We start from the raw sequence: 26,419 nt of genomic DNA, 5'->3' as shown, positions 1-26,419 counted from the left end.
AAGATATATGGGGATTTATGACGCGAATCCAAAGGCCTTTAGCCCATCAAGAATAAACTGAACCGACAAGGCGGCCAGCAACATACCCAACAGGCGGGTCAGAACATTCAAACCGGTCTTGCCCAGCAAGCGCGCAATCAACCCGCCAGACAGAAAGAACGTCAGAACAACGGCCATCACGGCCAACATTACGGCGCAGGCGGCCGCGATCCCCTGAACCCCCGGATTCTGACCGGCCAGCAGGATTATCGTTGCAATCGAACCCGGCCCCGCAACCAGTGGAATGGCCAGCGGGAAAACGGATGGGTCCGGGTGGTCTTCCTCTTCTGTCCGGTCCTCCCGCCGTTTGGTGCGACGTTCAAACAACATGTCCAGCGCGGTGAGAAACAGAAGGGCGCCGCCAGCCACCTTAAACGCCTCCATTGAGATACCAACAAAGCCCAGCACAGCCTCGCCAAAGGCGGCAAAGGCGATCAGGATGCCCGAGGCCGTTGCGCATGTGCGCAAAGCAATCCTGCGGCGGGTGCGGCTATCCATACCCTGTGTCAGCGCCACAAATATGGGTGTTGTACCAAAGGGGTCGATCACCACGAAGAGGGTGGTGAAAGCAGTGACGAAAAACGCGAAATCCATCATGTGTGGGCGCTCTGCTGCAGGTCTGTCAGCAAGGCCATCGCGCGCTGCGCCAATTGGGCAGGTACATAGACGTGATCGTGGTGATAGCCGGCAACCATGTTCGCTGGGATACCAGATTTTGACAAAACATCCGACACCGCAGCGGTCAGGCCAACGCCTTCAAGCGAGGAATGAACCTGCAGGGTGATGCAGCACATGGCCAGCGCCTCCTCAGGGGCCGCTTCGATGGGGATGATCAGAGAAAGCCCCTCGGCCTCGACACAACTGGCCCGGGTTCCTCCTGGCCAGGCTTTGCCGTCCGGCCAGATCACAAAGGCGAATGTGCCGGGCTGAAGTTCGGGGCGCATGCCCGCGATCATTGCGTTGGTTTCGACAACGGGTGTGCTCATGCTGTTTCTGCCTCTTCCAGCCGCTCAGCTGCGGTAACCCACAACGCTTCGGCCTTTTGCATCGCCTCAACCACTTCGGCGAATTTGCGGTTCCAGGTCTCCAGATCGTCGATCCTGTCATCGTCATACAGCGCCGGATCCGCCAGTTTGGCCGAGAGCTTTTCGTGCATATCCGTCAGTTTTTCGATCCGGTCCTCGCATTTGCGCAGATCGGCGCGCAGGGCCAGCATCGTATCGCGGGACGGGCGTTTGGGTTTTGCGGCGACAGGCTTTTCTTTGGCGGGCCTGTCGCGGGCCAGCAGAAGGGCGCGATAAGCCTCAAGATCGCCTTCAAACGGTTTCACGGTACTGTCCGAAACGAGCCATAGCCGGTCGGCTACCAACGACAGCAGGTGCATGTCGTGGCTGACCAGAACCACCGCGCCGGAATAGGCGGTCAGCGCCTCAACCAAGGCCTCGCGGCTTTCGATATCAAGGTGGTTGGTTGGTTCGTCCAAGATCAACATATGCGGCGCGTCAATCGTGGCGAGCAGAAGCGACAGGCGTGCCTTCTGGCCACCGGACAGGCGACCAACCTCAGTCTCGGCCTGATCGGCGTTCAGGCCAAACCCGGCCAGACGCGAACGCCACTTGCCCGGTGCCTCATCCGGGCGCAGACGGCGCAGGTGGTCCAGCGGCGTTTCGTCCACATACAGCTCATCCACCTGATGCTGTGCGAAATAACCGATGCGCAGCTTGTTGCTGCGGGTCAGTTTGCCCGCCATCAGGGGTAGGCGGTCAGACAGCAGCTTGGACAGGGTGGACTTACCCTGGCCGTTTTTCCCAAGCAACGCGATGCGGTCATCCTGATCGATGCGCAGGTTCAGGCGGCGCAGCACTTCTGTCTCATCATAACCCGTCACGCCGCCTTCAATCTGGATGATCGGAGGGGACAATTCCTCGGGCTCAGGGAACGAAAAGGCGCGTAGGGCGGCCTCTTGCGGGGTGGAAACCAACTGAATGCGTTCGATCATCTTCAGGCGCGATTGCGCCTGAACGGCCTTGGACGCTTTATAGCGGAAGCGATCCACAAAGCTTTGCAGATGGGCGATGCGGGCCTTGGCCTTGGCATTTTCGGATTCCGCCTGCGCCAGACGTTCGGCACGGCGTTCAGCGAATTTGTCGTAAGGCACCGCGTAGTAGGTCAGCTTGCGGTCTTCGAGATGCAGGATCGACCCCACGGCGCGGTTCAACAGCCCCCGGTCGTGGCTGATGATGATCACGGTATGCGGATATTTTGCCAGATAGCTCTCCAGCCACAGCGCGCCTTCGAGGTCCAGATAGTTGGTCGGTTCGTCCAGCAGCAGCAGATCGGGTTGCGAAAACAGTACCGCCGCCAGCGCGACACGCATCCGCCAACCGCCCGAGAAATCGGAACAGGGGCGTAGCTGGTCGTCATCATCGAACCCAAGCCCCTTGAGGATCGAGGCAGCACGCGCCTCAGCCGACCAAGCATCAATATCGGCCAGCCGGGTCTGGATTTCGGCGATACGCGTTGGATCAGTCGCGCTGTCGGCCTCGGCCATCAGTGCGCTACGTTCTGTGTCTGCGGCCAGGACGGTGTTGATAAGCGACACGTCAGACGACGGTACCTCTTGCGCCACGCCGCCGATCCGTGCGCGTTTGGGGACCGAGATATTGCCGGATTCCAGCGACAGCTCTCCGCGGATCAGGCGGAACAGGGTGGTTTTTCCGGTACCGTTGCGGCCCACCAGCCCGACCTTGTGGCCATCCGGAATCGTCGCGTTGGCCCCGTCGAACAGTGGGCGGCCTTCGACTGCATAAGTGATGTTTTCGATCCGTAGCATACCGCGCTCTTAACAGAGCATCATGGACGCCGCCAGAGGTTGCCATGTTCAACGTCGGGGTGATGTGCTAGCGCTGTTTCGGTTCGTCTTCTCGATGGTTCTGACATGCGTGCCGCTCAAACACCTCCGTCCCTGATCACACTGATCTTTGCGACCGCGCTTTCGGTCCTGTCGCTGAACATGTTCCTGCCGTCGCTCGCCCGGATGGGCGAGGATTTTCAGGTCGACTATGGGTTGGTGAACCTGTCGGTGGCCGGGTATCTGGCGATCTCGGCGGTACTGCAGCTGATCATGGGGCCTTTGTCGGATCGATATGGGCGCAGGCCTATCCTTTTGATCTGCATGGCGATCTTTGTCCTTGCCTCAATCGGATGTGCGCTGGCCGAGTCGATCTGGGTGTTTCTTGGATTCCGCCTGATTCAGGCCGTGGTGGTGGCCGGGCCGGTGCTGTCGAGCGCCTCGATCCGCGACCGCTATCCGCCGAACGAGGCGGCTAGCAAGCTGGGCTATGTCGCGATGGCGATGGCTTTGGCGCCCATGCTCGGCCCCATGCTGGGCGGTGCTTTGGATATGCTGTTTGGATGGCGCGCCGGGTTCGTCCTTTATTCGGTGCTTGGCGTCGGACTGCTGGCACTGCTCTGGTTGGATATGGGAGAGACCAATACCAACCGATCCTCGACCTTTGCAGCACAATTGCAGGAGTATCCGCATTTGTTTCGTGCGCGCCGGTTCTGGGGATTTGCACTTTGTGCAGCCTTTTCCATCGGCGGGTTCTTCAGTTTCATAACCGGCACCCCCCTTGTGGCTGCGGCGTGGTTCGATCTTAGCCCTGCGATGCTGGGCCTTGGGATCGGGATCATCACCGGTGGCTTCATGATCGGAAACTTCGTTACCGGCAGGATCGCGGCCAGAACCAGTCTGACCACGATGATCCTGATCGGGCGCATCGTCGCATCGGTGGGCCCGTTCTGCGGGCTGCTGCTGTTCCTTGCTGATCTTGGCACTGTCTATGTATTCTTCGGCTCTGCCATCTGCGTCGGTTTCGGAAACGGTCTGACAAATGCCAACGCCTCGGCCGGGGTTATGTCAGTGCGCCCCAAGCTGGCTGGCAGCGCAGCGGGCTTGTCGGGGGCCATGGTGGTGGCGTTGGGCGCGATCCTGACCTCTATGACCGGTGCGTTGGTCACCGCAGAAAACGGGCCTTATCTGGTGCTGGGGATGATGTGCCTCAGCAGTTTTATCGGTCTGCTGGCCGTGCTCTACGTCCGTTGGGTGGATCGCCACGACCCGCTGCCCGACGCGATCTGAGCCACATCGCATCATAGTGCTTTTCATACGCCTCAGACCATGTTAGGCGGCGCGCGATGGATTTCGGCGCGTATCGCGCGACTTAAAGTAAGGAGAGGCCGATATGGCACTGGAACGTACATTCTCGATCATCAAACCCGATGCAACCCGCCGCAACCTGACTGGCAAGATCAATGCCAAGTTCGAAGAAGCCGGCCTGCGCATCGTCGCGCAAAAGCGCATCCACATGACTAAAGCTCAGGCTGGCAAGTTCTATGACGTCCATGCCGAGCGTCCGTTCTATGACGAACTGTGCGAATTCATGTCGTCAGCTCCGGTTGTTGTTCAGGTTCTGGAAGGCGAAGGTGCCATTGCCAAGAACCGCGAAGTCATGGGTGCCACCAACCCTGCCGACGCAGCGCCCGGCACCATCCGCGCCGAGTTCGCTGAATCGGTCGGCGAAAACTCGGTCCACGGTTCGGACGCGCCGGAAACCGCAGCGGTTGAAATTGCATATTTCTTCTCGGGTATCGAACTGGTCGGCTAAGCCGCTGTCAGTCGAGTTTCTAAGGCCGTGCCCCTCGCAGGGTGCGGCCTTTTTCTGTTTCAGACGGGCTTCAGGTCCTGTGGCGCGACACGGACCCCGATTGCATCCAGATCAGAAATCATCTGAGATTCGGGGCGGCGCGAGACGCTGGCCTTGATGTGATCGAAACGGGCGCGCAACGCCTTTTTCTCTTCTCCCTTACAGTCGTTCCAGGGACGGCCTTGCAGCCCCATGACCAGCACATAGTACCCTATGAAATGGGCCTTGGTTCCGGCCTCAAGCAACTGCGCATAGGCCGTGTCTGCACCAAGGTCGCGCAGCTGCTGCGCGGAGTGGATACCGGCGCGGTGACAGGCCTGCTCGAACGCGGGGCCAAGGTTGCGGATGGAAGAAACCGGATCGGACATAGCTCGTCATAACCTGCTCGGTCGGGCATGTCACGTGACGCCAGCGGTACGGTTGTTCCTGCATTTTCATTGCGCTAGGCAATAGTCAGGGAGAGAGACATGGATACGAAAGAAACGACGCCATTCGTGTGCGATCTGGATTTGATGAACCCGCCACCCGGATTTGTCGACAATCCCTTTCCCTTTTATGACGCATTGCTGTCGGACGCCCCGGTTTTGTTGCAACCGGACGGGTCTGTCCTGTTGTCGCGGCATGCCGATCTGGATCGCATATACCGGGACACCACGTTGTATTCATCGGACAAGAAGGCGGCATTTGGGCCGAAATATGGGGTAGGGTCGCCCTTGTTCGAGCATCATACGACCTCACTGGTGTTTTCCGACCCGCCGTTGCACACGCGGGTTCGCAAAATCATGACGTCTGCGCTGACCCCTCGTGCCATCGCGAAAATGGAACCTGGCCTTGTTGAAACGGTCGATGTCTTGCTGGAGCGGATGGCGGGGTTGGGGCAGGTGGATCTGATCGAAGACTTTGCCTCGACTATTCCGATCCAGATCATCGGCAACCTGTTGGATATTCCTGTGGACGAGCGTGCGCCTTTGCGCGACTGGTCGCTGGCGATCCTTGGTGCGCTGGAGCCTGCGCTGACGGATCAGCAACTTGTGGTCGGTCATAAGGCCGTTCGGGAATTCAAATCCTATCTCAGCGATCTTGTCGCCCGCCGCCGCGCCGCTCCTGGAGACCCTGAAACGGACGTGTTGACCCGATTGATCCGTGGTGAGGGGGCCGACGGGATGCTAAGCGAGGTCGAGTTGCTGCAGAATTGCATTTTCATTCTGAATGCCGGCCACGAGACAACGACCAATCTGATCGGTAGCGGTCTTGCGCTGTTGCACGATCATCCGGATCAGAAGCAAAAGTTGCTGGACAATCCCGAGCTTGTTACTTCAGCCGTCGAAGAAGTTTTACGGTTTCGCTCGCCCAACCAATTCGGGAACCGTGAAACGACCAGCGCGGTCGAACTGCACGGCGGAGTCCTTCCCAAAGGTACGAACCTCCATCTTTGCATCGGCGCTGCAAACCGCGACCCGGCTATATTCGCCGAACCGAAACGATTTGACATTTCCCGCAAACCCAACCGCCATCTTGCGTTTGCTGGTGGCCCCCATGTTTGTGTGGGCCTGTCTCTGGCACGTTTAGAAGGGCGCGTTGCGCTAGGGCGGTTTCTGCATCGATACCCGGACTATAGGCTGGTAGAAGCGCGGGTTCGCGGGGGCCGTATTCGGTTTCGGGGGTACGCGTCGCTTCCGGCCGTTCTGTGATCGACTGCCGACCGTGCTAAGCTAAGTTGCGCGGGCTCAGCGGCGCTGTGCGAGCTTCAATGTTGTTTCCAGGCCAGGATCACGATTGCGCGCGAGAAAGGTGCCGCCGTGCATGTGCGAAATTGCGGCCACAAGCGCAAGGCCAAGCCCGGCGTTGCGTTCGGTCCGTGCCGGATCCAGCGTGACAAAGGGCAGCTGCAGCCGGGCCAGATCGGATTCTGGCACGCCAGGCCCCCGGTCCCTTACGCTCAGCAGTGTGAACGCGCCGTCTGATCCGATTTCTATAGTGATTTCAGTATCCTCAGGCGCATAGCGCATGGCGTTTTCAAGCAGGTTCGACAAGGCTTGGGACAACAGTGGGCGGTGCCCCTGTATGGGGTCCGCCGTCCCTTTGATCTCAAGTCTAACACCCTGATCCGCAGCCACCGGATCATAGAGTTCCACGACGTCGTTGACGAGTTGATGCAGGTCGATCTTTTCAAACTGCTCACGTCCCAACCCGGCTTCGGCGCGTGAGATTTCAGTGAGCTGACTGAGCACGCGCAGAACGTGGTCGATTTCTCCGGTGGCCCGAGCGACATCAATCTCGCGGTCTAGATCACTTTTGTCCGGGTCGCACAAGGTTTCCACACGCTGCCGCAGCCTTGATAACGGAGAGCGCAAATCATGCGCGATGGAATTCGATGTTGTACGCAGATTGCTGACCAGTTCTTCGATCCGGTCAAGCATGTTGTTCAGCGTCCCCGCGACCTGATCGAATTCATCACCCGAACCGCGTTGAGGCATACGTTCCGTCAGATTGCCTGAAACGATATTCTCCGCAGTATCTGCGATATCTTTCAGACGTGAAAACACCAGTCGCGTCAGTAGCCAGCCGGTGAAAATGCTAAGCACAAGCGCGATCACAAGTGTCAAAGCGACGGAGCGCAGCAATACACGGTCAAATTGCTGCCGCGCCAGTGCATCCCGGCCCACCAGCAGCCGTTCTCCGCCCGGCAACCGTATGGATGCGGCAGAGATCGGAACCAGTTGATCGGTTTCTGCTTTGCGCAGTTCCAGCTCTACCCAGCCCGTGCCTGCTGCGATCCCTTCGGGCCACTGTCGGAGGTTTCCGGCCAACGTTGCTCCGAAGCGATCTGTCAGCAGGTACAGAGCATCCCGTTCCGAGGCGCTCGGCAGGCGCCTCTCAATCGCGTTCATCAGCCCGATCAGGCCGCGCCGTTCGTACTCGTCCGCCAATCCCGTCAATTCTGCAGATACAACCGAGCGTGTTTCGCCTTCGATTGTACGGTTCGCGGTGATATAGACCAGTATCAGAACAGCAGCAGTCAGCAGAGTGCTGAGTACCATGCTGGCTAGCACCAGCCGCGTTCTGGAATTATTGAACGAAAGCCGTAGGTTAGCCATCAGAGACCATGTAACCCGCACCGCGAACAGTTTCGATCAGCGGCTCGGCGCTGTTCTCATCGATCTGGCGCCGCAGCTTCGAGATATGGACATCAACAACATTGGTGTTGGGGTCAAAGTGATAGTCCCAGACGCCTTCCAGCAGCATGGTGCGTGAAACCACCCGGTTCTTGCGACGCAGAAAATACTCGAGAATCTGAAACTCTCTTGGCGTTAGCGTGATGTCTCTGCCTCCACGGGTCACCTTGCGCGTCAACAAATCCATTTCCAGGTCGCGGCATGTCAGTGTTGCAGTTTCCTCTGCCTCCTGCGGACGGCGCAGCAGGGCTTCGATCCGGGCATGCAATTCCTGAAACGAAAACGGTTTGACCAGATAATCATCCGCGCCACTGCGCAGGCCTTTGACCCGTTCGTCGACGGCGCTCATGGCGGTCAACATCAGAACAGGGGTTTTTAGGCCAGCTGCGCGCAAGGATTTGATCAAAGACAACCCATCGAGACCGGGCAGCATGCGATCGAGCACGACGGCATCAAAGCCGCCATCGGTCGCATGATACAAGCCTTCGCGGCCATCTGAGGCGGTTTCTACAACATAGCCTTCTTCGCCAAACCCTTTGGCAATGAAGTCGCGTGTGTCTGCATCATCTTCGACGATCAGGAGGCGTCTGCTCATTGTAGGGTTTCCTTTCAGTCTGAGTATAAACACGGATAACGGCTTAAAAAAACAGGCCGGATGCGATTTTCGCACCCGGCCGTCCCGGCACATGTGGACAATCCATGTCACCGGGAGATGCGCGTGCCAAATATCCCCATCTCGTGGCGCGCGCTGGTACAGGTCAGGCGATCTCGACAGCGACAAAGATCTGATTGCCGCCGCGACTGATCAGGACCAAGGCCGGGTCGGTCTTCTCGCTCTCAAGCGCGGTTTTCAGCGCGTCGGGCGAGGTGGTTTCCTGATTTCCCAGCTTGACGATCACATCACCGCGCAGCAGACCGGCCTTGGCGGCGGGGCTTTCGGGTTGCAGCGCCGTGACAACAACACCGTCGATGTTGTCAGCCACACCCATCTCAGCCCGCGCTGTTTCAGACAACGGCGCGACCGTCACACCGAGCGAGGTGTCTGCGACCTTGTCCTCGGTCGGTGCATTGGTTTCTGCTGAGGCCGTCTGATGCTGGCCGACCGTCAGGTTCAACTGCTCTTGCTTGCCGTCGCGCAGGACAGTCAAGGTGCTGTCCGTGCCCGCCTTGGTGGTGCCCACCAAAAGCGGCAGATCGCTGCTGGTTTTAACAGCTTCGTCGTTGAAGGTCAGGATCACGTCACCTTGCTGAAGGACACCTTCTGCCGGGCTTCCGCTGACAACCTCAGACACCAGCGCCCCAGAGGCCGCATCAATCCCCATGGCCGCAGCAAGTTCAGGGCTGACATTCTGGATTGAAACACCTAGCCAGCCCCGACTGACCTGACCATCATCGCGCAGATCTGCTGTGATGTGTTCGACGATGTTCGAGGTCACTGCAAAACCCAGACCCACCGAGCCACCGCTGGGGGAATAGATGACCGAATTCACGCCGATCACCTGGCCGTCCATGTTGAACAGCGGACCACCCGAATTGCCTTTGTTGATTGCCGCGTCGGTCTGAATGAACTCGGCATAGGGCCCTTCAGAGATATTGCGCCCTTTGGCTGAGACGATGCCCGTGGTCACCGTTGAATTCAGGCCAAACGGGTTGCCGATTGCGACAACATCTTCGCCCACGCGGATGACATCGCTGTCGCCCATTTGAACTGCCTGCAACGCTTCACCCGCGTCGATCTTGAGAACGGCAATATCTGTCAGAGGATCGGTTCCCACAATCTCGGCCTCAAACGCGCGCTCATCGTTCAGGCGGACTGTGATTGTGCTGGCGTTGTCGACAACGTGGTGATTGGTAACGATATATCCGTCCTCATCCAGAACGAAACCCGATCCCAGACCCTGGCTTGGGCCCCGGTCTGGCATATCGAAGCCCTCAGGCCCGCCAAACCGTTTGAAAAATTCGCCAAACGGGTGGCCTTCAAAATCAAACTCTTGTCCCTGTGCAGGTACATCGGGGGTGTCCTGCACCGCGACAATGGTGACGACCGACGGTGATACGGTTTCAACAAGGTCAGCCAGAGCCTCATCGGCCATTGAGGGTAGGGCTGTGGTGGCCAGCAGCGCTGCGCCCAGCGTGCTTGCGCCGACCCAATTGGTGGTGCGCGGGTAAATGCGAGAGGATTTGCGGATGCTCATTGTGATCATGTCTCCTGTATGCGGCGTGCTTATGTGCATGCGTCGAGACAAGAGTTGGCCTCTGAACCTGAGCGTTTTCTGATTGGTCAGTTAATAAATCTTAATTTTGCCTCATTCGCCATGTTGTATGCCGCCAACGTAAAGACTGAGAACTAAGGACGACAAGAGAATCACAAAGTGCGAATCGGTGGATTGTTGCCGAATGTGCCGGTCAAATCCTAAAAGCTGTTGTATTGAATCAATTTTGTTAACAACGGGCGAGCGCGTTTTTGCCTGTTGAGCGAAATCTCCCTTGAGTTGTGATCGGATCTTTTGACGAGAAAAATGTTTGATCATAGGTCTTTGAATGAGCGATTTATTGCGCGTTATGTTTGAGTGACTTGCTCGTGCGCGACAATTCCAGCGTAACATAGAACAACCTTAGGTTGATCTTTTGTCGTCTAAATGTTGCGGAAAAACCATTCCAAACTGCATAAAATTAACCCTTTCTCCAAGTTTTGCGTTGTTTGAAGGCGCAGGATCGGTGACGATGTAATTGCCCAAGTGAAGGGGACCCGAAAGCACTAGGGGGTGCTGGAGGGTTATCTCAGTCACCGGAAGCGCTGAGCGGCATGTTAACGAGGGGGTCTTGTTTCGGTTTGGCAGCGGATTAGTCGACGTCTTTTGACGATCAGACTGCGCTTACGGTGTTGGTGAAAGTGGTAGTCCTAATTTTGGGCACACGGCCCGGTCTGAACAGACCGGGCCGTGTTCTTTCAGCCACCTTGGTTTTTTCGCCATCTGGCCCAGTCATCGGGCGTATCAAGATCAAGCAATGAGTTTTCGCCGGGCAGCGGATGTAAATGAACCCTGTCCGAATGCGTTCGCACAACGGACTGCGCGCCGGTGTCACCGGTGAGGGTTTTGAGTGGTTCGAACAATGCACAATCAAAGATTACCGGATGGCCCGGCTGACCTGTCGCTGTCGCACCGCGCCAAATCAGCATATCAGGGTGCTTCGCCATAGCGCCCAGCACGGATTTGATGTCGGCACTCGTCAGATCGGGCAGGTCGGCCAGCAGGATCATGACGGCGGCTGCATCATCATCGACATGCGACATCGCGTGGCGCAGGCTGGCGTTCATCCCTTCGGCGGCATCGAAGACCTCGACGATTTCGATATCCAGCCCCGCAAGCGCATCGTGTCGCGGGTGCGGTCCGGGAGGCAGCGCAGCGATGACGGGGCCTGATGCACAAGCGTTGCGGGCAGATCGGCGGATCAAGGGTTCTCCATCCACCATCTGCATCAATTTGTCTGTTCCGCCCATACGCGTGGATTGGCCTGCGGCGAGCAGGATGATGGGAATACAGCTCATGCGCCTACCTTTACGCGATCTGCGCGTGGTGTCAGCCCCGCATGCGCGCGCCGCTCGGATCAAAGAGCGGCGTTGAAATCCAGCGCGCTTTGCGCATCTCGCCCAGAATTTCGATTTCGACCTGCAACCCATCTGCGATGCGGTCCGTGGGCAGGAACCCCATGGCGACGGATTTCTTTGCATAATGCGAGTATCCGCCGGACGTGCAGAAACCGACGACCACACCATCCAACCAGATCGGTTCATAGGCGTTCACGTCCGCATCATTCGCATCCACCTCAAACGCAACCAGTTTGCGCGCAGTTCCATTGGCCCGTTCGGCCTCGGCCGCGGCCCGGCCGATGAAGTCGGAGGTCTTGGAGAAGGCGATGAACCGGTCCAGCCCTGTTTCGGCGGCTGTATAATCGGGCGAGAATTCCCGCATCCAAGACCCAAAGAACCGATCCAGCCTCAGGCTCATCATAGCGCGCATGCCAAACGGTACCATGCCATGGGGCTGACCAGCCTGCCAAAGCGTCTGCCACAGCTGACGCTGGGCCATCGGGTCGCAATAAACCTCGTATCCAAGATCGCCGGTATAGCTGACGCGCTGCACGATACAGTCGGTCATGCCTATAGTCATGACCCGCAAGTCGAGGAATTTCATGTCGGCGATGTCGTCGCGTGTGCAGGCGGCAAGAACTTTGGCGGCCAGCGGCCCGGCGATCTGAAACCCGTTCTGTTTATCGCTAATATTCTCGACCGTTACGCCCGGTTCTGGATGCTTCTGGAACCAGCGCATATGAAAAGCCTGACTGCCGTAAGAGGCGGTCAGCTGGAACCTCTCGGCCTCAAGGCATGAGACCGTAAAGTCACCGATCAGCTTGCCTTTAGGTGACAGCATGGGCGTCAGGCTCAGGCGTCCGGGCTGGGGGATGCGCCCGGCCATGATCCGGTCCAACCAGGCGCGGGCTTGAGGGCCGGTGACAAGATATTTGCCGAAATTGTGGACCTCGTTGATGCCAACACTGCTGCGGACGGACCGCACCTCGCGCCCTGTCGCCCCGAAGGCATCTGACCGCCGGAAAGATGGCGTTTCATAGGTTGGTTCGCCCTCCATGGCGAAATAGTTGGGCACCTCAAGCCCGTATTGCTGCCCCCAAACTGCGCCGAGACTGGAAAAGATGTCGTACATCGGTGTGGTGCGGTTCGGGCGCGCGGCGGGCAGCTCTTCATTGGGGTAGGCAACGCTAAAGCGTTTTTGATAGTTCTCGATGACTTTCGGGCGTGTATAGCCTGGGCTGATCCAATCGCCGAACCGCGCAACGTCCATCGCAAACACGTCGCGTTCCGGTTCGCCTTCGATCATCCATTGGGCCAGAGTCAGCCCAGCGCCGCCACCCTGGCTGAACCCGGCCATGACCCCGCAGGCGGACCAATAGTTGCGCACCCCCGGAACCGGCCCAACCAAGGGGTTACCATCGGGCGCAAAGGTGAAGGGGCCGTGGATCACCGACTTGATGCCCGCCTCGGCCAGAACCGGAAAGCGTCTATAGGCGAATTCGATGCTGTCGGTGATCTTGTCATAGTCATCGGGCAGCAACTCATGGCCAAAGTCCCACGGCGTTCCATCCACCGCCCATGGCTTGCAGGGCTGTTCGTAAAAGCCGATGCACAGGCCGCGGCCTTCCTGACGCAGATAGCTTTCGCCGGCGGGATCCATGACATGAGGATGTTCTCCGCCCGCGTCGACAATGGCTTCGATCTGAGGGATCGCGTCTGTGACCAGATACTGATGCTCCATCGGGTGCAGCGGGAAGTAGATGCCCGCCATTGCGCCCACCTCGCGCGCCCACAACCCGCCTGCATTCACGACATGTTCGGTTTGAATAGTACCTTTGTCGGTGACCACGTCCCATGTTCCGTCAAGGCGCTGATTGGTCTCGCGCACCATGCAATGGGTTTCAATCGTTGCGCCGCCCATTCGGGCCGCCCTGGCATAGGCATGGGTGGTTCCCGAAGGATCAAGATGTCCATCAAGGGGATCATAGAGCGCGCCGATAAGACCATCGGTGTTGGTGATGGGGGCGATCTTCTTGATCTCTTCCGGCCCCACGATCTCGGTCTCGAGGCCCATAAACCGGTGCTTGGCGCGTTCGGCCAGAAGCATGTCAAAGCGGTCCTGATTGTCAGCAAGCGTCACACCGCCAACATGGTGCAGACCGCAGGACATGCCTGTGATCTCTTCCAGCTCACGATAGAGACGGATGGTATAGCCTTGCAGCGCGGCCATGTTCGTATCGCCATTCAGGGTGTGAAACCCGCCCGCCGCATGCCAGGTCGAACCGCTTGTCAGCTCGGACCGTTCAACAAGCATGACATCCGACCAGCCAAGCTTGGTCAGGTGGTACAACACAGAACACCCGACAACACCGCCGCCGATCACGACCACCCGAGACGTGTTTTTCATCTGCACCTCCTTGCCTTGTCGCGAAGGTGCAGGTCCGTCAGGCGCTCATCTGTCAGAAAAACGACGCGCCTTGTCGTTTTTGTGTCTCAGGCTGAGATCATAGGGGGCGGACTTTCAACTCGGTAATCCGGTTGCCTTCACGCGCTGTGACCTCGAACCGGAAACCATGGAACGAAAAGACCTGTCCGACGATGGGGATCATCTGCGCCTCGTGGATGACAAGCCCCGCCACGGTGTTTGCTTCTTCGTCCGGCAGGGACCAATCCAGCGCGCGGTTGGCGTCGCGAATGGTCATGGCGCCCTCGACAAGGAACTGGCCGTCGTCCGAGCGGGTGACCTGTACGTCCTCGTCAATGTCAAACTCATCAGCGATTTCGCCGACGATTTCTTCCAGAATATCCTCAAGCGTGATCAGGCCCCGCAACGATCCGTATTCATCCACCACAAGGGCAAAATGGCTGTGCATGCGCAGGAATTCCCGCATCTGGTCGTCCAGAGTGGTGGTTTCAGGCACAAAGTAGGGATCGTTCGCCACTTTGATGATGTCGAAAGACCGCAGCTGTTCGGCATCGCCATCGGTGCCGCCAACCTTTGCGTACATGGCGCGGAACAGATCCTTGGCATGAACAACACCCACGATGTTTTCCTGTTCGTCACGATAGACGGGCAGGCGGGTGTGCGGGCTTTCGAGGCACTGTTTCAGGATTGCCTCGGGTTCTGCATCCGCATCGATCATTTCAATATTCGAGCGGTGCAGCATGATCTCTTCAACGGTGCGGTCACCCAGATCAAGCGCACCCAGAATGCGGTCGCGGTCCTCTTTTTCGACGACGCCTTCGGAGTGGCCCAGTTGCAGGGCGCCGGCGATTTCTTCGCGAACGGCAAGGATATTGCTGTCAGGGTCGATCTGCACTCCAAACAGGCGCAGCACGGCGCGCACCAGCAGGCGGACGGCTGCAACCACCGGAGAGAAGACCGTGACAACGACACTGATCACCGGTGCGACAGCGGCGGCCGCTTTTTCGGCATTGGTAATTGCATAGGTTTTGGGCAGAACCTCAGCGAAAATAAGAACCAGCAAGGTCATGACCAGCGTCGCTAGTGCGACGCCGCTTTCACCGAACAGGCGGGTGAACAGTGCTGTGGCCAAAGATGCGGCAAGGATATTGACCAGGTTGTTGCCCAGTAGGACCGACCCGATCAGACGCTCATTGTCGTCGGTGATATCCAGCGCCTTTCGCGCACCGCGCGAACCCTTGTCGGCCTGCGCCCGAAGCTTACCACGAGACGACGCTGTCAGCGCAGTTTCAGAACCTGAGAAAAAGCCCGACAGGACGAGCAAAAGCAGGATGGCACCGGTTGTGATCCAGAAGGCACCATCGATCAGAGAGGGGTTGGGTTCCATCGTTCCTTGAATATTTATGTCGCTGCATTCGTTATGGGGCCGCAGACCCGCCCAATCAAGGGCTTAGCCTGTGTTGTTGTCATCGTCCTTGGCCAATGGGTGATGCTGCAAAACCAGCTCGGCCAGACGTTCATCCAGAACATGAGTATAGATTTCGGTTGTGGCCACATCGGCATGGCCCAGCAAGGTTTGTATCGACCGCAGGTCCGCGCCATTGGCCAAAAGATGGGTGGCAAAGGCGTGGCGCAGGGTGTGGGGTGTGACTTTTGCGGGCGAAACCCCGCCCTGAACGGCTAGTTCTTTGACCAGCAAAAAGAACCGGTGCCGCGTCAGATGACCAGATTTCCCGCGTGAGGGGAACAGGAACCGAGACCGCTGACCGCCTTTTGCGACGGCTTCGTCCTCTGCCTCATCACGTGCGTTCAGCCAGACGGCCAAAGCCTCACGGGCGGGCGGCGACAGCGGAACCATGCGCTCTTTACCCCCTTTGCCCAGCACCAGCAGCATCCGCGGATCGCCGCGCGCAGAAGAGACCGGCAAGGACACCAGCTCGGTCACACGCATGCCGGTGGCGTAGAGAAGCTCCATCAGACAGGTGTTGCGGACTCGATCAGCGGCGCTGCGCCCGGTTTGGCGGGCAGCCTCCAGCAGGCGGTCGACCTCGGCAACGTCCAGCGTTTTGGGCAGCCGCTTCTGCCGCCCCGGTCCCTTGATCTGGATCGCCGGATTGGTTTCGCGCCAGCTTTCCTCAAATGCAAAGCGATACAGCTGTTTGATTGCCGAAAGACGCCGTGCGCGGGTTGATCGGGACAATCCTTGCGCATCACAGTCAATCAGATACCCTTCTATCTGATCTCGGTCGGCTTCGGCAAAACCGATCTTACGCCGTGCCAGCCAGCCCGCAAAATCCTTGAGGTCGCGGCCATAGGCCAACAGCGTGTTGGTCGCGGCCCCCAATTCGGCCGCCTGCGCCTCGAGAAACGTGGAAATCCACAGGTCGGAAGTGGCCGGGCCGGGCATTGTCACGTGCCTTGCAGGATCAGCAACTGCAGAGCGGCACGACGGGCTGTATCCTCAAGTCCAACGCGCCGGAAGGCGGCAATCGACGCCGTCAGGTCAACCAGATTGCCGCGCGCGCCGTGGGCAAAGAGCTGCATCGATTCCAGAATAGCCTCACCCAGCTGACCGTTTTGCAGCATCGCATTGATGTCGGTCGGCACGGGCGCAGACCAGGCAAATCCTTCCGAGATCGCATCCGCCAAAGGAGAGGGCGATGATGCACGTGCCGGATCGCCCTGCGCCAGCGCTGCCAGGAATTCGTTGTCTGACGACCCTTCAGGAATCTCGGACGCAGCCTCTTCATAGAGTTCTGACAAAAGCAAAACCCTCAACCGCAGGTTCTCGGACCGGGTGTTGGGCAGGGTCAGCGCTGAGAGGTGGGGGGCAAACAGTTCGGCGAATGGCACCTCAAGCCCGACGCTGCGCATCTGCTTCCAGACCAGCGGCAAAGTCTTGGCAATTGCATCTTCGTTGCCTGTTTCCAGCGCGGTTTCGAACCGTTGTATGGCTGCGACCCTGTCCCACACCGCGCCCGACGCCGCAGGCGAACGTTCTGTATAGAGGCCAAGTAGCTGGTTGGGGGTCAGCGCGCCAATGCGGGTCAGCCGCTCGGCAGCCTCGATTTGCGCTTTCCAGCCAGCAACATCGCGCAGGTCTGCATTGGCAAAGGCGCGGGGCAGGGCGGTGCTTGGCAGACGCTCTCCTATCGCTTCGAACAGGCGAAAGGTCAGCGGGTCAGGATGATCGGGTTGCGGAAGGTAACCGGCCTCTTCAAACAGTTCTGGGCTAAGAAAGCGGTCCAGCAGATCCAGCTGCGCGGGTGGCAGAACCTGCAATGCGTGTGCGGCCTGAAGCGTCAGCGCGGCTGACGCCCAGTCGCTACGCCGGGCCTTGCAGAATATCTGCGCCGCATAATCGCGCGAAAGATAGGGTTGGGCGATCAGGGCGGTGCAGCTGCGGTCTTCATCCCCGGTCAACAGCGTTGCGTCAAACCAGCGTTTGAATCGCGCGGGCGTATCTGTCGGGCCGGCCAACTGTACCAGAGACTGAACAGGGTCGGACGCGCCCAACTGCATCAAACGATCAAGACGCGCGAGCAAGAGAATATCCGGGTCGCCCGAGCTGATTGGCGCGCGCGCCTCGGACAGTAACAGTGTGAACAGCAGCTTTTGCATTGACGGGTTGGATTTGACCGGGACGCTATCTAACAGCTCGGCCAGACGCTTGGGCTCGCTGCCTTGCCACAGATCAACGGGAAGGCCGGTGACCGAGGACGATACCAATCCCAGCGGTGGCGATAACGCCTCAAGTGGGGTGACCTGCACATCCGGCTGCAGGCCGGTCTGCGTGACCGGTGGTTCCAGCAGAACGGTTCCAGGCAGGTTCTCGGGCGGATCGCTCAGCCAGTCGATGACGGAAAGGGGTTCCTGCGACTGGGCCTGCGCCGTTCCGGTCAGAACAAGCGCTAGCAGCGCAGCTCTAGTCAGCATTCAGGATTACCGGCTCGCGGATTTCGGTTTGCGGTGCAGAAAAGTCTGCACCAAAGAATGGCCCGACATAGGCGTAAGCCACCAGCCCGATGAAGCCGAGGCAAATTAGGTATATCAGGAACTTGATCAGACGGCCCATGGTTCAACGCTGCCTCAATTTTCGCTTTTGCCCAAGTTATAACTGGCATTTTTTCCAAGATCACGTCATTCACGGTGAAATGAGCGAAATTAAGCATAACACCTCGGGCTCTGATGCCGTGCAGCGCTATGAACTGCATAAAACCGTTGTTTTGGTGGGTATGATGGGGGCCGGCAAGACCGCTGTAGGCCGCGCTCTGGCCGCTCGGCTGTCGGTTCCGTTTCTCGACAGCGATGCCGAGATCGAATCGGCGGCCAATATGACGATCCCCGAGATTTTCGAACGCGATGGCGAAGCCTTCTTTCGCAGCAAGGAAAGCCAAGTCATTGGCCGCTTGCTGGACGAAGAAAAAGGCATCTTGTCGACCGGGGGCGGGGCGTTTCTGTCGGATCAAAACCAGCAGATGATCTCACTGCGCGGTGTGTCCGTCTGGTTGCGCGCCGATCTCGAGGTGCTTTGGAACCGGGTACGGCACAAAGATACGCGCCCTCTGCTGCAGACCGCTGACCCTTATGCGACCCTGCGCGCGCTGTACGAAGAACGTGTGCCGATCTATGCACAGGCCGATCTGGTCGCCAATTCGGATGGCGAGACAGCGATTGAAGATATGGTAGACCGCGTGTTGGACGAATTGGTGACACGCGCCGATGTTTTGGAAAAGAAATAGATGCATCAGACAGTTCACGTAGATCTTGGCGCGCGGTCCTATGACGTTGAAATAGGCCCCGATCTTCTGACAGAGGCGGGGGTGCGTATTGCGCCGCTGCTGCCGCGTCCGCGGGTTGCGGTGCTCACCGATGAAACGGTCGCGCAGCACCACCTTGAGGCTCTGCGCGACGGTCTGGCGCGTGCAGGGATTGAGATGACCGCATTGGCCCTGCCAGCCGGAGAGGCGACCAAGAGCTGGCCGCATTTCGAACGTGCCGTCGAATGGCTGCTGTCAGAAAAGATCGAGCGGCGCGATGTGGTCGTAGCCCTTGGCGGCGGTGTGATCGGTGATCTGGCGGGCTTTGCCGCTGCGGTGCTGCGGCGTGGGGTGCGGTTTGTCCAGATCCCGACCTCGCTGTTGGCGCAGGTCGACAGTTCGGTTGGCGGCAAGACCGGCATCAATGCACCGCATGGAAAGAACCTGATCGGCGCGTTCCACCAACCTTTATTGGTCTTGGCCGATACCTCGGTACTGGGGACTCTCAAAGCGCGGGATTTTCTGGCCGGTTATGGCGAGGTCGTAAAATATGGCCTTCTCGGCGATGCGGCGTTCTTCGAATGGCTCGAGGTTAACGGTCCTGCGCTGTCATCCGGAGATATGGCCGCGCGTGTGCAGGCGGTGACACGCTCGGTTCAGATGAAGGCGGATATCGTGTCCCGCGATGAAACTGAGCAAGGTGATCGGGCACTTTTAAACCTAGGCCACACATTCTGTCACGCGCTTGAGGCCGCAACAGGGTATTCAGACCGGTTGCTGCACGGGGAAGGCGTTGCGGTTGGCTGCGCGCTGGCCTTTGAATTGTCGGCGCGCCTGGGTTTGTGCCCGCAAGAAGACCCCAGCCGGGTGCGGGCGCACCTGAAAGCGATGGGAATGAAAACCGACCTGGCCGATATTCCCGGCGAACTTCCCGATGCAGAAGCTTTGATCGATCTGATGGCCCAGGACAAAAAGGTTCTGGACGGGCAGCTGCGGTTTGTTCTGGCGCGTGGGATCGGACAGGCGTTTGTCACATCCGACGTCCCGCGCGATGCGGTTCTGTCAGTGCTCGAGGACGCGCTGGCAACCTGTTGATCCCTTGCGTTATCGTCCGCGAATAACCATCAGCTCACCGATGTTTTCCCGGGTGATATAGCCCACCATCCGTCCCGTCTCTGTACATACTGCGATGGCGGGTGCGCCATTGTGCAACCGGCTCAGAACGGTTTCGAGGCCTGTGGTCAGTGAGACTTGAGGAATGTCGGTATCCATGACCGAGGTCGCCGGATTAGATCGGGGATGATCGCCGGCCAACGCCGCGAACAGACGGTCTCGGGTTACAAATCCCAATAGCGTGCCATCTTCCAGCACGGGAAACTCGTGTTGGGTTGTGTGGATCACGGCCTGTGCCGCGGTGTTGAGCGTGTCGGTCGGCGAGAGCGCGTGAAACTCTGTGATCATGGCGTCACGCGCCAGCACCCGTCGCGCAATAGACCGCATCGCGACATCCTGGCTTTCGGCATTGGCCGCGATGAAGACAAAGACTGCGATAAGAACAAGGATTGGATTGCCGAACGCAAGGCCGGCAAAACCCAGCGCGACCGCAACCATCTGACCGCTCAGCGCGGCCACACGCGTGGCTTTCACGCGGTTCATTTTCAGGCACAGCAACGCCCGGAAAACGCGGCCGCCATCCATCGGAAAGGCCGGGATCATGTTGAAAACAGCCAAAAGCAGATTGACGTAAGCCAGACGCGCCAGCAAACCGGATTGCGGCGATTCAATTGCGGCGAACGCGTCCAACTGCACCCCTGCGCCAAGGGCAAGTAGCAGCACCCAGATCACAATGTTCACGGCTGGCCCCGCAAGGGCAACCATGACCTCTTGCATCGGTTTTTCGGGCATACGTTCCAGCCGCGCCAGCCCGCCAATCGGCAGCAGGGTGATATCGGGTGTTTTGATACCAAAGCGCCGCGCCATCAGCGCATGGCCGAATTCATGGGCCACCACGCAGGCAAACAGCGCCAGAACAAAGATCAAATTGTCGATGGCGGCAGCAGGTCCACCAGCGGAGTAGGCCGAAAATCCGACCCAGGCCAACAGCAGGAAAAAGGTGACATGGACCCTCAGCTCCGAGCCGAGCAACCGGCCTACGGGGAAGGACCATGTCATGTCGTGCCTCCGTTTTGTTTAGAACGGAATCTCGTCGTCGTCGATTCCGCCCGAGGCCGGTGCAGGAGCACTTGAGGGCGCGCCATAGGGGTCGCCGCCATAACCGCCGCCAGCCTGGCCTCCGCCATATCCGCCGGACTGACCGCCGCCATAGCCACCACCGCCACCTTCGCCGCGCGCATCCAGCATGACCAGCGTTGCGCTGAAGCCCTGCAGAACAACTTCGGTCGAGTAGCGATCCTGACCGGACTGATCCTGCCATTTACGGGTCTGCAGTTGCCCTTCCAGATATACTTTGGAGCCCTTGCGCAGATATTGCTCGGCGACGCGCACCAGACCTTCGCTGAAGATCGCAACCGAATGCCATTCGGTCCGTTCGCGGCGTTCGCCCGTATTGCGGTCTTTCCAGGTTTCCGAAGTGGCGATACGCAGGTTGCAGACTTTGCCACCGTTCTGGAACGTTCTCACCTCGGGATCACGGCCAAGATTACCGACCAGAATGACTTTGTTGACTGAACCCGCCATATGTTTCCCTGTCCTTCATTGCTTTCGTTGCATCCGAATCTGATGCCTTGTTCACCGGTGACCCTATACGGCCTGTGTCTTGGTTAAAACAGAGTTGATCGCGCCGCAGTCATACGGGGAATCTTGTTGGTTTCTTAACCATGCTTTCATTTTCACCTGAAATACATATACTCCATCTGGTTTTGAACGAGCGGGATTGACGTGCATGCGTTTTCTGGTTGGTGGTTTTTCTGTTGTTTGCCTTGTTCTGATGTCCGCGCCGGGTCAGGCCGACGTGTTGTCGACCAAGAACCGCAAGGACATTTTCCTGAAACAGGCCAAGGTTTTGGATTCGCGTGCAGCGTCGCAATATCGCGATTCAGAGCGCCTCAAGCCCAAAACCGCCCAAGGTAAATTCAGCAAACGCTATTCCGGCCAGTATCGTGGTGAATTTTTGGCTATGGCCCGGAATGCTGCGCGACTTCACAACGTGCCCGAAGAATTATTCCTGCGTCTCGTTCAGCAGGAAAGCGGATGGAATCCGACCGCAAAATCCCACAAGGGTGCGCTGGGGCTGGCGCAACTTATGCCACAGACCGCGCAGTTGTTGGGGGTCGATCCACATGACCCCAAACAGAACCTGGAAGGCGGGGCGCGGTATCTGTCGTGGCAATATCGCAAGTTCAAATCCTGGCGCCTGGCGCTGGCCGCCTATAACGCGGGTCCTAAAGCCGTCGAAAAACACGGTGGCATTCCACCTTACGCGGAAACCCAGAACTATGTGAAAGTCATCTGGGGCGGTTAGCACCTGTCGGTATTTTTTGCGGCGTCGATGGACTGAATTTTATGAAACTTGCGGGTGGGCTGCGTTACGCAACATTGTGCGGATCCTCAAGCATTCCAAGCTCGTGCGGTCAATTCGTTGTGTCGTGTAGGAACTCGTGGGACGCGGGACCAAGTGAACATTTGCTAAAGCTTCGCAACTATCAGCCTGAAGTAATTGGCCTCTTCAAGCAAGTGTGTCACCTGTCCCTCCGATCATACGTCGTAGCATCTGAGACAATTGCTCGATTTCTTTGCCTTCCCAAAGATCATTGAACAAATAGCCCGCGCGCTTCGAGAACGTTGCGAGGCTTTGAGACATTTTTTTTCGCCCAGTATCTGTCGCCACGACGAACACAAGCCTTGCATCTCGGTCATCAACTTCCCGACCAACCAATCCGATTTTCTCCATCGGAGCTGCCATGCGCGTGATTGTTGAGGCGCTCACGTGCATACGCTTTGCCAAATCGACCCTTGAAAGACGGTTAGCTGTCGCACGTTCAAGGTGGAGCAGTAACAGGAATTCATTCACGGATATGCCATGAACGGCTGAAAGCTCGCCGGATAGTCCGGCCCGGAAGTCATCGGCGACTTGGATCAAACGCAGCGCGCTGGTTGTACACAAATCAGTCATAGCGTCTAAATATTGCGAATCAATTGCACATGCAAGTATATTGCACGAGATATATTTTGTCGTTTTTCACTTACTCAGGTATCCAGATATGTTTCTTGAAAATATGTTCTCATTTGCCAGTGTCATCGCCATGGCGGGATGGTTGATGCTCCTCCTGTCGCCGTTCATCCCAATGTGGTCGGATCGCGTTGCAGGTATGATCCTGCCACTTTTGCTCTCTTTTGGTTATCTGTTCCTCTTGATACTACCGGCGGCTGAAAGTGGCGGAGGCTTTGGAACACTGGCGGACGTCATGAGTTTGTTTTCTTACGAACAAGCTGTCCTGGCAGGCTGGGTCCACTTTTTAGCCTTCGATCTCTTTATCGGCGCTTGGGCCTGCCGCAAGGCGAGGTCGGAGGAAATGAGCTTCATGCTGGTCGCACCATGTCTCCCTTTGATTTTCTTGTTCGGACCCGCGGGCCTGCTTGCATTTCAGGCTATTCGCGCGTTGCGAGTCTACCGGTAACGCGCCTGAATCTGCAAAGCGGTCTTTCACCCAATTCGCAGCATCCATCTTCTTTGGGCTCTCAGTGGGCCTTGGTCTTTTTGCGATCCAAGCTATCGTTTCAGATAATGTGGTGATGGGCTCGTATTCACCGCGATGGAAACGAGCGACCCATAGTCTGACGTGGCTTTTGCCATATTTCCGGTGCCCTTTCGTGTTAACGCACAATTATGATAGAACAGTCCGTCATTCGATCATCAAAGCTACGCGTCGCCAGCACACATCTTATGTGGGTCTGCGTCGGGCTGATCTGGCCTGTACTTTACATTTTCGCAATTCACACGGCCGATCATATCGGAGGGGTTTTCAAAGTGGTTTTTGCTCTTTGCGCATTGGCGGGCGGTGCGTTTGCACTGAGCGAGGGGCGAAAAACATGGAGTATTTTCACCACACCGGGAGATTGGAAAGCCACAATAGGTGACGGCAGGCTAAAATGGGATGCAGCCATACCTTGTGAGAATTTGCCGATGGATATCGAACTTGGTAAGATCGCAAAGGCATTGCGGCTTGAAACGCTTCGTACAGGCCAAGACAGCGATGGCGAGCACACTGAAACCAGGGAACGCTTCGAGCTACATTTGACCGATGACCGTATCCTGACCTTTGATCGCGAAGCCGCAGGCATTAACCCTCATCGGGTTTTTCTGGAACTTGCAAAGCATGGTATTCGTTATGAATTGTGGTCGCAGGATCGCACCAAGGGCAGTGTCAATACGTCGAAGATATTTCAAAGCGTGTATTGAGGCGCACCGTTGTCTAAGCAACCGCTTTCTTAACCGGGTCGTCAGCCACAAAATCTTGTATCTTGCAGCTAACATATATTGATATCCAACTCGCGCCCAGGGTGCCGAATTGTGTCTGCCCCGGAGCTTCGTGGTGCATATCTATTCGGCCGCGATTTTTATGACCGGCTCCATGCGGGCAAGGATATCCTCGGCCAAGTGGCATTTGACCTGATGTCCATCGGCCAGTGTCTGCACGGGCGGTACGTCCTTTTCGCACAGCCCTTCGGGAACTTCCGACTTCCAGCGGCAGCGCGTCTGGAACGGGCATCCGGGGGGTGGGTTCATTGCCGACGGGATATCGCCGTCCAGCACGATATGCTGTTTCTCAATTGACGTGTCGGCAATAGGCACCGCGCTTAGCAACGCTTCGGTATAGGGGTGGTAAGGGGGGGCAAAGACTTGATCAGTTGTACCCAACTCAACCACATGACCCAGATACATCACCATGACCCGATCGCTGAGGTAGCGGACAATTGACAGATCATGGCTTATGAACAGCAGGGTCGTCTTATGCTCGCGCTGGATTTCCATCAGAAGGTCGGTCACCGCAGCCTGCACCGACACATCCAGCGCCGATACCGGTTCATCCGCCACAACGATCCGGGCATCACCGGCAAAGGCGCGGGCGATCCCGACCCTTTGCTTTTGTCCCCCCGACAGCTGACGCGGCATGCGTTCCGCAAAAGCGCGGGGTAGTTTCACCAGATCGAGCAGCTCCAGCATCCGTTTCTTGCGATCCGCCTCTGAATCACCAACGCCGAAAATCTCCAGCGCGCGGATGATCTGACGCCCGACCGTCATCGACGGGTTCAGTGTGTCAAACGGGTTCTGGAACACCATCTGTACTTCGCCAACCGTCTTGGCGTCGCGCTCTTCGATCGGCACATCCTCAATGTTGCGATTGTCCAGCAGAATCTGGCCATCCGTTGCCGTTTCAAGGCCCATCAGAACCTTAGCAAAGGTCGATTTTCCGCAACCGGATTCGCCCACAATGGCCAAGGTTTCGGATTCGTGCGCCTCGAAACTCAGCGTTTCATTGGCCTTTACAACCTTCTTCTCTCCGCCCCCGAACAGGGCATTGGCTGCAACCTCATAGTATTTCTTAAGGTTGTCCATTTTCAGAACGGTTTTGCCGATCGCGCCTTTTTCTTTCTGCTCACCCAAGGTGATCGGCGCATTCCAGTCGATTTCCTGAAACTTCAGGCAACGCGTGTGGTGGCGGTCATTGCCCGGAACGGCCTCCATAACGATGTCCTGCGCATCACAGCGCCCTTCCTCGAAATAGTCGCACCGCGGACCAAAGTTGCAACCGGGCGGGCGCTCATGGGGCAGGGGAAAGTTCCCCGGAATAGCGACCAATGGCCGTGAATTCTTGTCAGCCCCCGGCAGCGGGATCGAGCGGAACAGCGCCTGCGTGTAGGGGTGCTGCATCTCGTCGAACACGTCGTGGATCGAGCCTCGCTCGACCGCCTCACCGGAATACATCACACACAGGCGGTCGCAGGTCTCAAGAACCAGCCCAAGATTGTGCGAGATAAACAGCATCGAGGTGCCGTATTTCTTACCCAGATCCTTGACCAGCTCGACCACGGCGGCCTCAACCGTCACGTCCAGCGCGGTTGTGGGTTCATCCAGAATCAACAATGCCGGTTTCGACATCAATGCCATTGCGATGACGATCCGCTGCTGCTGTCCACCAGACAGTTGATGCGGGAACGAGTTCAGCATCCGTTCGGGGTCCGGCAGGCGCACATCGGTCACGACCTCCAGCGCGCGGGCATAAGCCTCTTCCTTGCTGACGCCTTCGTGGATCATCGGCACTTCCATCAGCTGTTTGCCGATTTTCATCGCCGGGTTCAGCGAGGCCATCGGTTCCTGATAGATCATCGCAATTTCGTTGCCACGAATGTCGCGCAGTTCCTCAGCCGTCATCTCACTTAGATCGCGACCCTTGAACTTGATCGACCCACCTACGACGCGCCCGTTTTTGCCCAGATCCTGCATGACGCCCAGCGCCACGGTCGACTTGCCACAGCCGGATTCACCGACCAGGCCAACCGCCTCGCCGGGTTGCACGCTGACTGAGAAATCCATGACGGCCGGAATTTCCCTGAGCCGGGTAAAGAAGGAAATCGACAGCTTGTCGATCTCAAGAATAGGCCCGTCATAATCCGCCAGTTTGTTCATCTTACGTACTCCTCGCGAGAGTCAGGGGTATTCCCGTCATCTGGCTAAAATGTTCTGGGGGTCCGGGGGAGGC

25 protein-coding genes are annotated in these 26,419 nt (G+C 57.8%); 8 read left to right on the top strand and 17 right to left on the bottom strand.

What is annotated here, in order from left to right; all coding sequences use genetic code 11:
• Positions 1-15: 15 nt before the first annotated feature.
• The 3 genes from ACR0I7_RS05725 to ACR0I7_RS05715 are packed head-to-tail and all read right to left on the bottom strand — an operon-like array spanning position 16 to position 2,872.
• The gene (locus ACR0I7_RS05725) at positions 16-636 is read right to left on the bottom strand and encodes a MarC family protein (RefSeq protein ID WP_480509265.1); all 621 of its coding nucleotides are present in this window, start codon (positions 634-636) and stop codon (positions 16-18) included.
• Positions 633-1,025 (bottom strand): ACT domain-containing protein, encoded by a 393-nt coding sequence (locus ACR0I7_RS05720; RefSeq protein ID WP_480509264.1) that lies wholly within the window; start codon positions 1,023-1,025, stop codon positions 633-635. Before ACR0I7_RS05720 ends, ACR0I7_RS05725 begins: the two co-directional genes overlap by 4 nt.
• The gene (locus tag ACR0I7_RS05715; protein ID WP_480509263.1) at positions 1,022-2,872 is read right to left on the bottom strand and encodes an ABC-F family ATP-binding cassette domain-containing protein; all 1,851 of its coding nucleotides are present in this window, start codon (positions 2,870-2,872) and stop codon (positions 1,022-1,024) included. The genes ACR0I7_RS05720 and ACR0I7_RS05715 overlap by 4 nt, the downstream gene beginning before the upstream one ends.
• 105 nt (positions 2,873-2,977) lie before the next feature.
• On the opposite strand from ACR0I7_RS05715, the gene ACR0I7_RS05710 reads away from it, so the two are divergent.
• Positions 2,978-4,180 carry a Bcr/CflA family efflux MFS transporter gene (locus tag ACR0I7_RS05710; protein ID WP_480509262.1) on the top strand — a complete coding sequence of 401 codons (1,203 nt, stop codon included), beginning with the start codon at positions 2,978-2,980 and terminating at the stop codon, positions 4,178-4,180.
• A gap of 103 nt (positions 4,181-4,283) precedes the next feature.
• On the top strand, positions 4,284-4,706 hold the full coding sequence (gene ndk / locus ACR0I7_RS05705) for a nucleoside-diphosphate kinase (RefSeq protein ID WP_008757405.1): 423 nt from the start codon (positions 4,284-4,286) through the stop codon (positions 4,704-4,706).
• Between the two features lie 59 nt (positions 4,707-4,765).
• Here the strand turns inward: ndk and ACR0I7_RS05700 are convergent, their stop codons facing one another.
• Positions 4,766-5,113: a TfoX/Sxy family protein gene (locus tag ACR0I7_RS05700; protein WP_480509261.1), complete on the bottom strand. Its 348-nt coding sequence runs from the start codon at positions 5,111-5,113 to the stop codon at positions 4,766-4,768.
• A gap of 99 nt (positions 5,114-5,212) precedes the next feature.
• Between ACR0I7_RS05700 and ACR0I7_RS05695 the strand changes: the two genes are divergently transcribed.
• On the top strand, positions 5,213-6,436 hold the full coding sequence (locus tag ACR0I7_RS05695) for a cytochrome P450 (protein ID WP_480509260.1): 1,224 nt from the start codon (positions 5,213-5,215) through the stop codon (positions 6,434-6,436).
• Between the two features lie 36 nt (positions 6,437-6,472).
• Here the strand turns inward: ACR0I7_RS05695 and ACR0I7_RS05690 are convergent, their stop codons facing one another.
• The 9 genes from ACR0I7_RS05690 to ACR0I7_RS05650 form a co-directional block, all read right to left on the bottom strand.
• Positions 6,473-7,786: an ATP-binding protein gene (locus ACR0I7_RS05690; RefSeq protein ID WP_480509259.1), complete on the bottom strand. Its 1,314-nt coding sequence runs from the start codon at positions 7,784-7,786 to the stop codon at positions 6,473-6,475.
• Between the two features lie 49 nt (positions 7,787-7,835).
• Positions 7,836-8,516 carry a response regulator transcription factor gene (locus ACR0I7_RS05685; RefSeq protein WP_480509258.1) on the bottom strand — a complete coding sequence of 227 codons (681 nt, stop codon included), beginning with the start codon at positions 8,514-8,516 and terminating at the stop codon, positions 7,836-7,838.
• A 163-nt stretch (positions 8,517-8,679) separates the two neighbouring features.
• The gene (locus ACR0I7_RS05680; protein WP_480509257.1) at positions 8,680-10,116 is read right to left on the bottom strand and encodes a Do family serine endopeptidase; all 1,437 of its coding nucleotides are present in this window, start codon (positions 10,114-10,116) and stop codon (positions 8,680-8,682) included.
• 755 nt (positions 10,117-10,871) lie between these two features.
• Positions 10,872-11,471, bottom strand: coding sequence for a nucleotidyltransferase family protein (locus tag ACR0I7_RS05675; RefSeq protein ID WP_480509256.1), 600 nt, complete (start codon positions 11,469-11,471; stop codon positions 10,872-10,874).
• Between the two features lie 31 nt (positions 11,472-11,502).
• On the bottom strand, positions 11,503-13,920 hold the full coding sequence (locus tag ACR0I7_RS05670) for a GcvT family protein (protein WP_480509255.1): 2,418 nt from the start codon (positions 13,918-13,920) through the stop codon (positions 11,503-11,505).
• A 97-nt stretch (positions 13,921-14,017) separates the two neighbouring features.
• Positions 14,018-15,325, bottom strand: coding sequence for an HlyC/CorC family transporter (locus tag ACR0I7_RS05665; protein WP_480509254.1), 1,308 nt, complete (start codon positions 15,323-15,325; stop codon positions 14,018-14,020).
• Positions 15,326-15,388: 63 nt separating this feature from the next.
• Positions 15,389-16,345: a site-specific tyrosine recombinase XerD gene (locus tag ACR0I7_RS05660; protein ID WP_480509253.1), complete on the bottom strand. Its 957-nt coding sequence runs from the start codon at positions 16,343-16,345 to the stop codon at positions 15,389-15,391.
• A gap of 2 nt (positions 16,346-16,347) precedes the next feature.
• Positions 16,348-17,874, bottom strand: coding sequence for a hypothetical protein (locus tag ACR0I7_RS05655; protein ID WP_480509252.1), 1,527 nt, complete (start codon positions 17,872-17,874; stop codon positions 16,348-16,350).
• Positions 17,864-18,013: a hypothetical protein gene (locus tag ACR0I7_RS05650; RefSeq protein WP_480509251.1), complete on the bottom strand. Its 150-nt coding sequence runs from the start codon at positions 18,011-18,013 to the stop codon at positions 17,864-17,866. Before ACR0I7_RS05650 ends, ACR0I7_RS05655 begins: the two co-directional genes overlap by 11 nt.
• 79 nt (positions 18,014-18,092) lie before the next feature.
• Here ACR0I7_RS05650 and ACR0I7_RS05645 point away from each other — a divergent pair, with 79 nt between their 5' ends.
• Positions 18,093-18,680 (top strand): shikimate kinase, encoded by a 588-nt coding sequence (locus ACR0I7_RS05645; RefSeq protein ID WP_480509250.1) that lies wholly within the window; start codon positions 18,093-18,095, stop codon positions 18,678-18,680.
• The gene (aroB, locus tag ACR0I7_RS05640) at positions 18,681-19,793 is read left to right on the top strand and encodes a 3-dehydroquinate synthase (protein ID WP_480509249.1); all 1,113 of its coding nucleotides are present in this window, start codon (positions 18,681-18,683) and stop codon (positions 19,791-19,793) included. It begins immediately after the preceding gene.
• A 9-nt stretch (positions 19,794-19,802) separates the two neighbouring features.
• Here aroB and ACR0I7_RS05635 read toward each other — a convergent pair whose 3' ends face one another.
• Entirely contained in the window at positions 19,803-20,870 is a 1,068-nt protein-coding gene (locus ACR0I7_RS05635; RefSeq protein WP_480509248.1) for a site-2 protease family protein, read from the bottom strand.
• An 18-nt stretch (positions 20,871-20,888) separates the two neighbouring features.
• Positions 20,889-21,395, bottom strand: coding sequence for a single-stranded DNA-binding protein (ssb, locus tag ACR0I7_RS05630; protein ID WP_480509247.1), 507 nt, complete (start codon positions 21,393-21,395; stop codon positions 20,889-20,891).
• Between the two features lie 205 nt (positions 21,396-21,600).
• On the opposite strand from ssb, the gene ACR0I7_RS05625 reads away from it, so the two are divergent.
• Positions 21,601-22,179: a lytic transglycosylase domain-containing protein gene (locus tag ACR0I7_RS05625; RefSeq protein ID WP_480509246.1), complete on the top strand. Its 579-nt coding sequence runs from the start codon at positions 21,601-21,603 to the stop codon at positions 22,177-22,179.
• A 204-nt stretch (positions 22,180-22,383) separates the two neighbouring features.
• Here the strand turns inward: ACR0I7_RS05625 and ACR0I7_RS05620 are convergent, their stop codons facing one another.
• Entirely contained in the window at positions 22,384-22,830 is a 447-nt protein-coding gene (locus tag ACR0I7_RS05620) for a MarR family winged helix-turn-helix transcriptional regulator (RefSeq protein ID WP_480509245.1), read from the bottom strand.
• Between the two features lie 88 nt (positions 22,831-22,918).
• Here ACR0I7_RS05620 and ACR0I7_RS05615 point away from each other — a divergent pair, with 88 nt between their 5' ends.
• Together ACR0I7_RS05615 and ACR0I7_RS05610 are read left to right on the top strand one after the other, a co-directional pair.
• Positions 22,919-23,335 carry an ABA4-like family protein gene (locus ACR0I7_RS05615; RefSeq protein WP_480509244.1) on the top strand — a complete coding sequence of 139 codons (417 nt, stop codon included), beginning with the start codon at positions 22,919-22,921 and terminating at the stop codon, positions 23,333-23,335.
• A gap of 209 nt (positions 23,336-23,544) precedes the next feature.
• Positions 23,545-24,117: a hypothetical protein gene (locus ACR0I7_RS05610; RefSeq protein ID WP_480509243.1), complete on the top strand. Its 573-nt coding sequence runs from the start codon at positions 23,545-23,547 to the stop codon at positions 24,115-24,117.
• A gap of 141 nt (positions 24,118-24,258) precedes the next feature.
• Here the strand turns inward: ACR0I7_RS05610 and ACR0I7_RS05605 are convergent, their stop codons facing one another.
• On the bottom strand, positions 24,259-26,346 hold the full coding sequence (locus ACR0I7_RS05605; protein WP_480509242.1) for a dipeptide ABC transporter ATP-binding protein: 2,088 nt from the start codon (positions 26,344-26,346) through the stop codon (positions 24,259-24,261).
• Positions 26,347-26,419: the final 73 nt, after the last annotated feature.

Source organism: Ruegeria sp. AM1 (assembly GCF_056540745.1).
The sequence above is the reverse complement of the archived record's forward strand: the minus strand, read 5'-3'. Positions and strand labels throughout refer to the sequence as shown.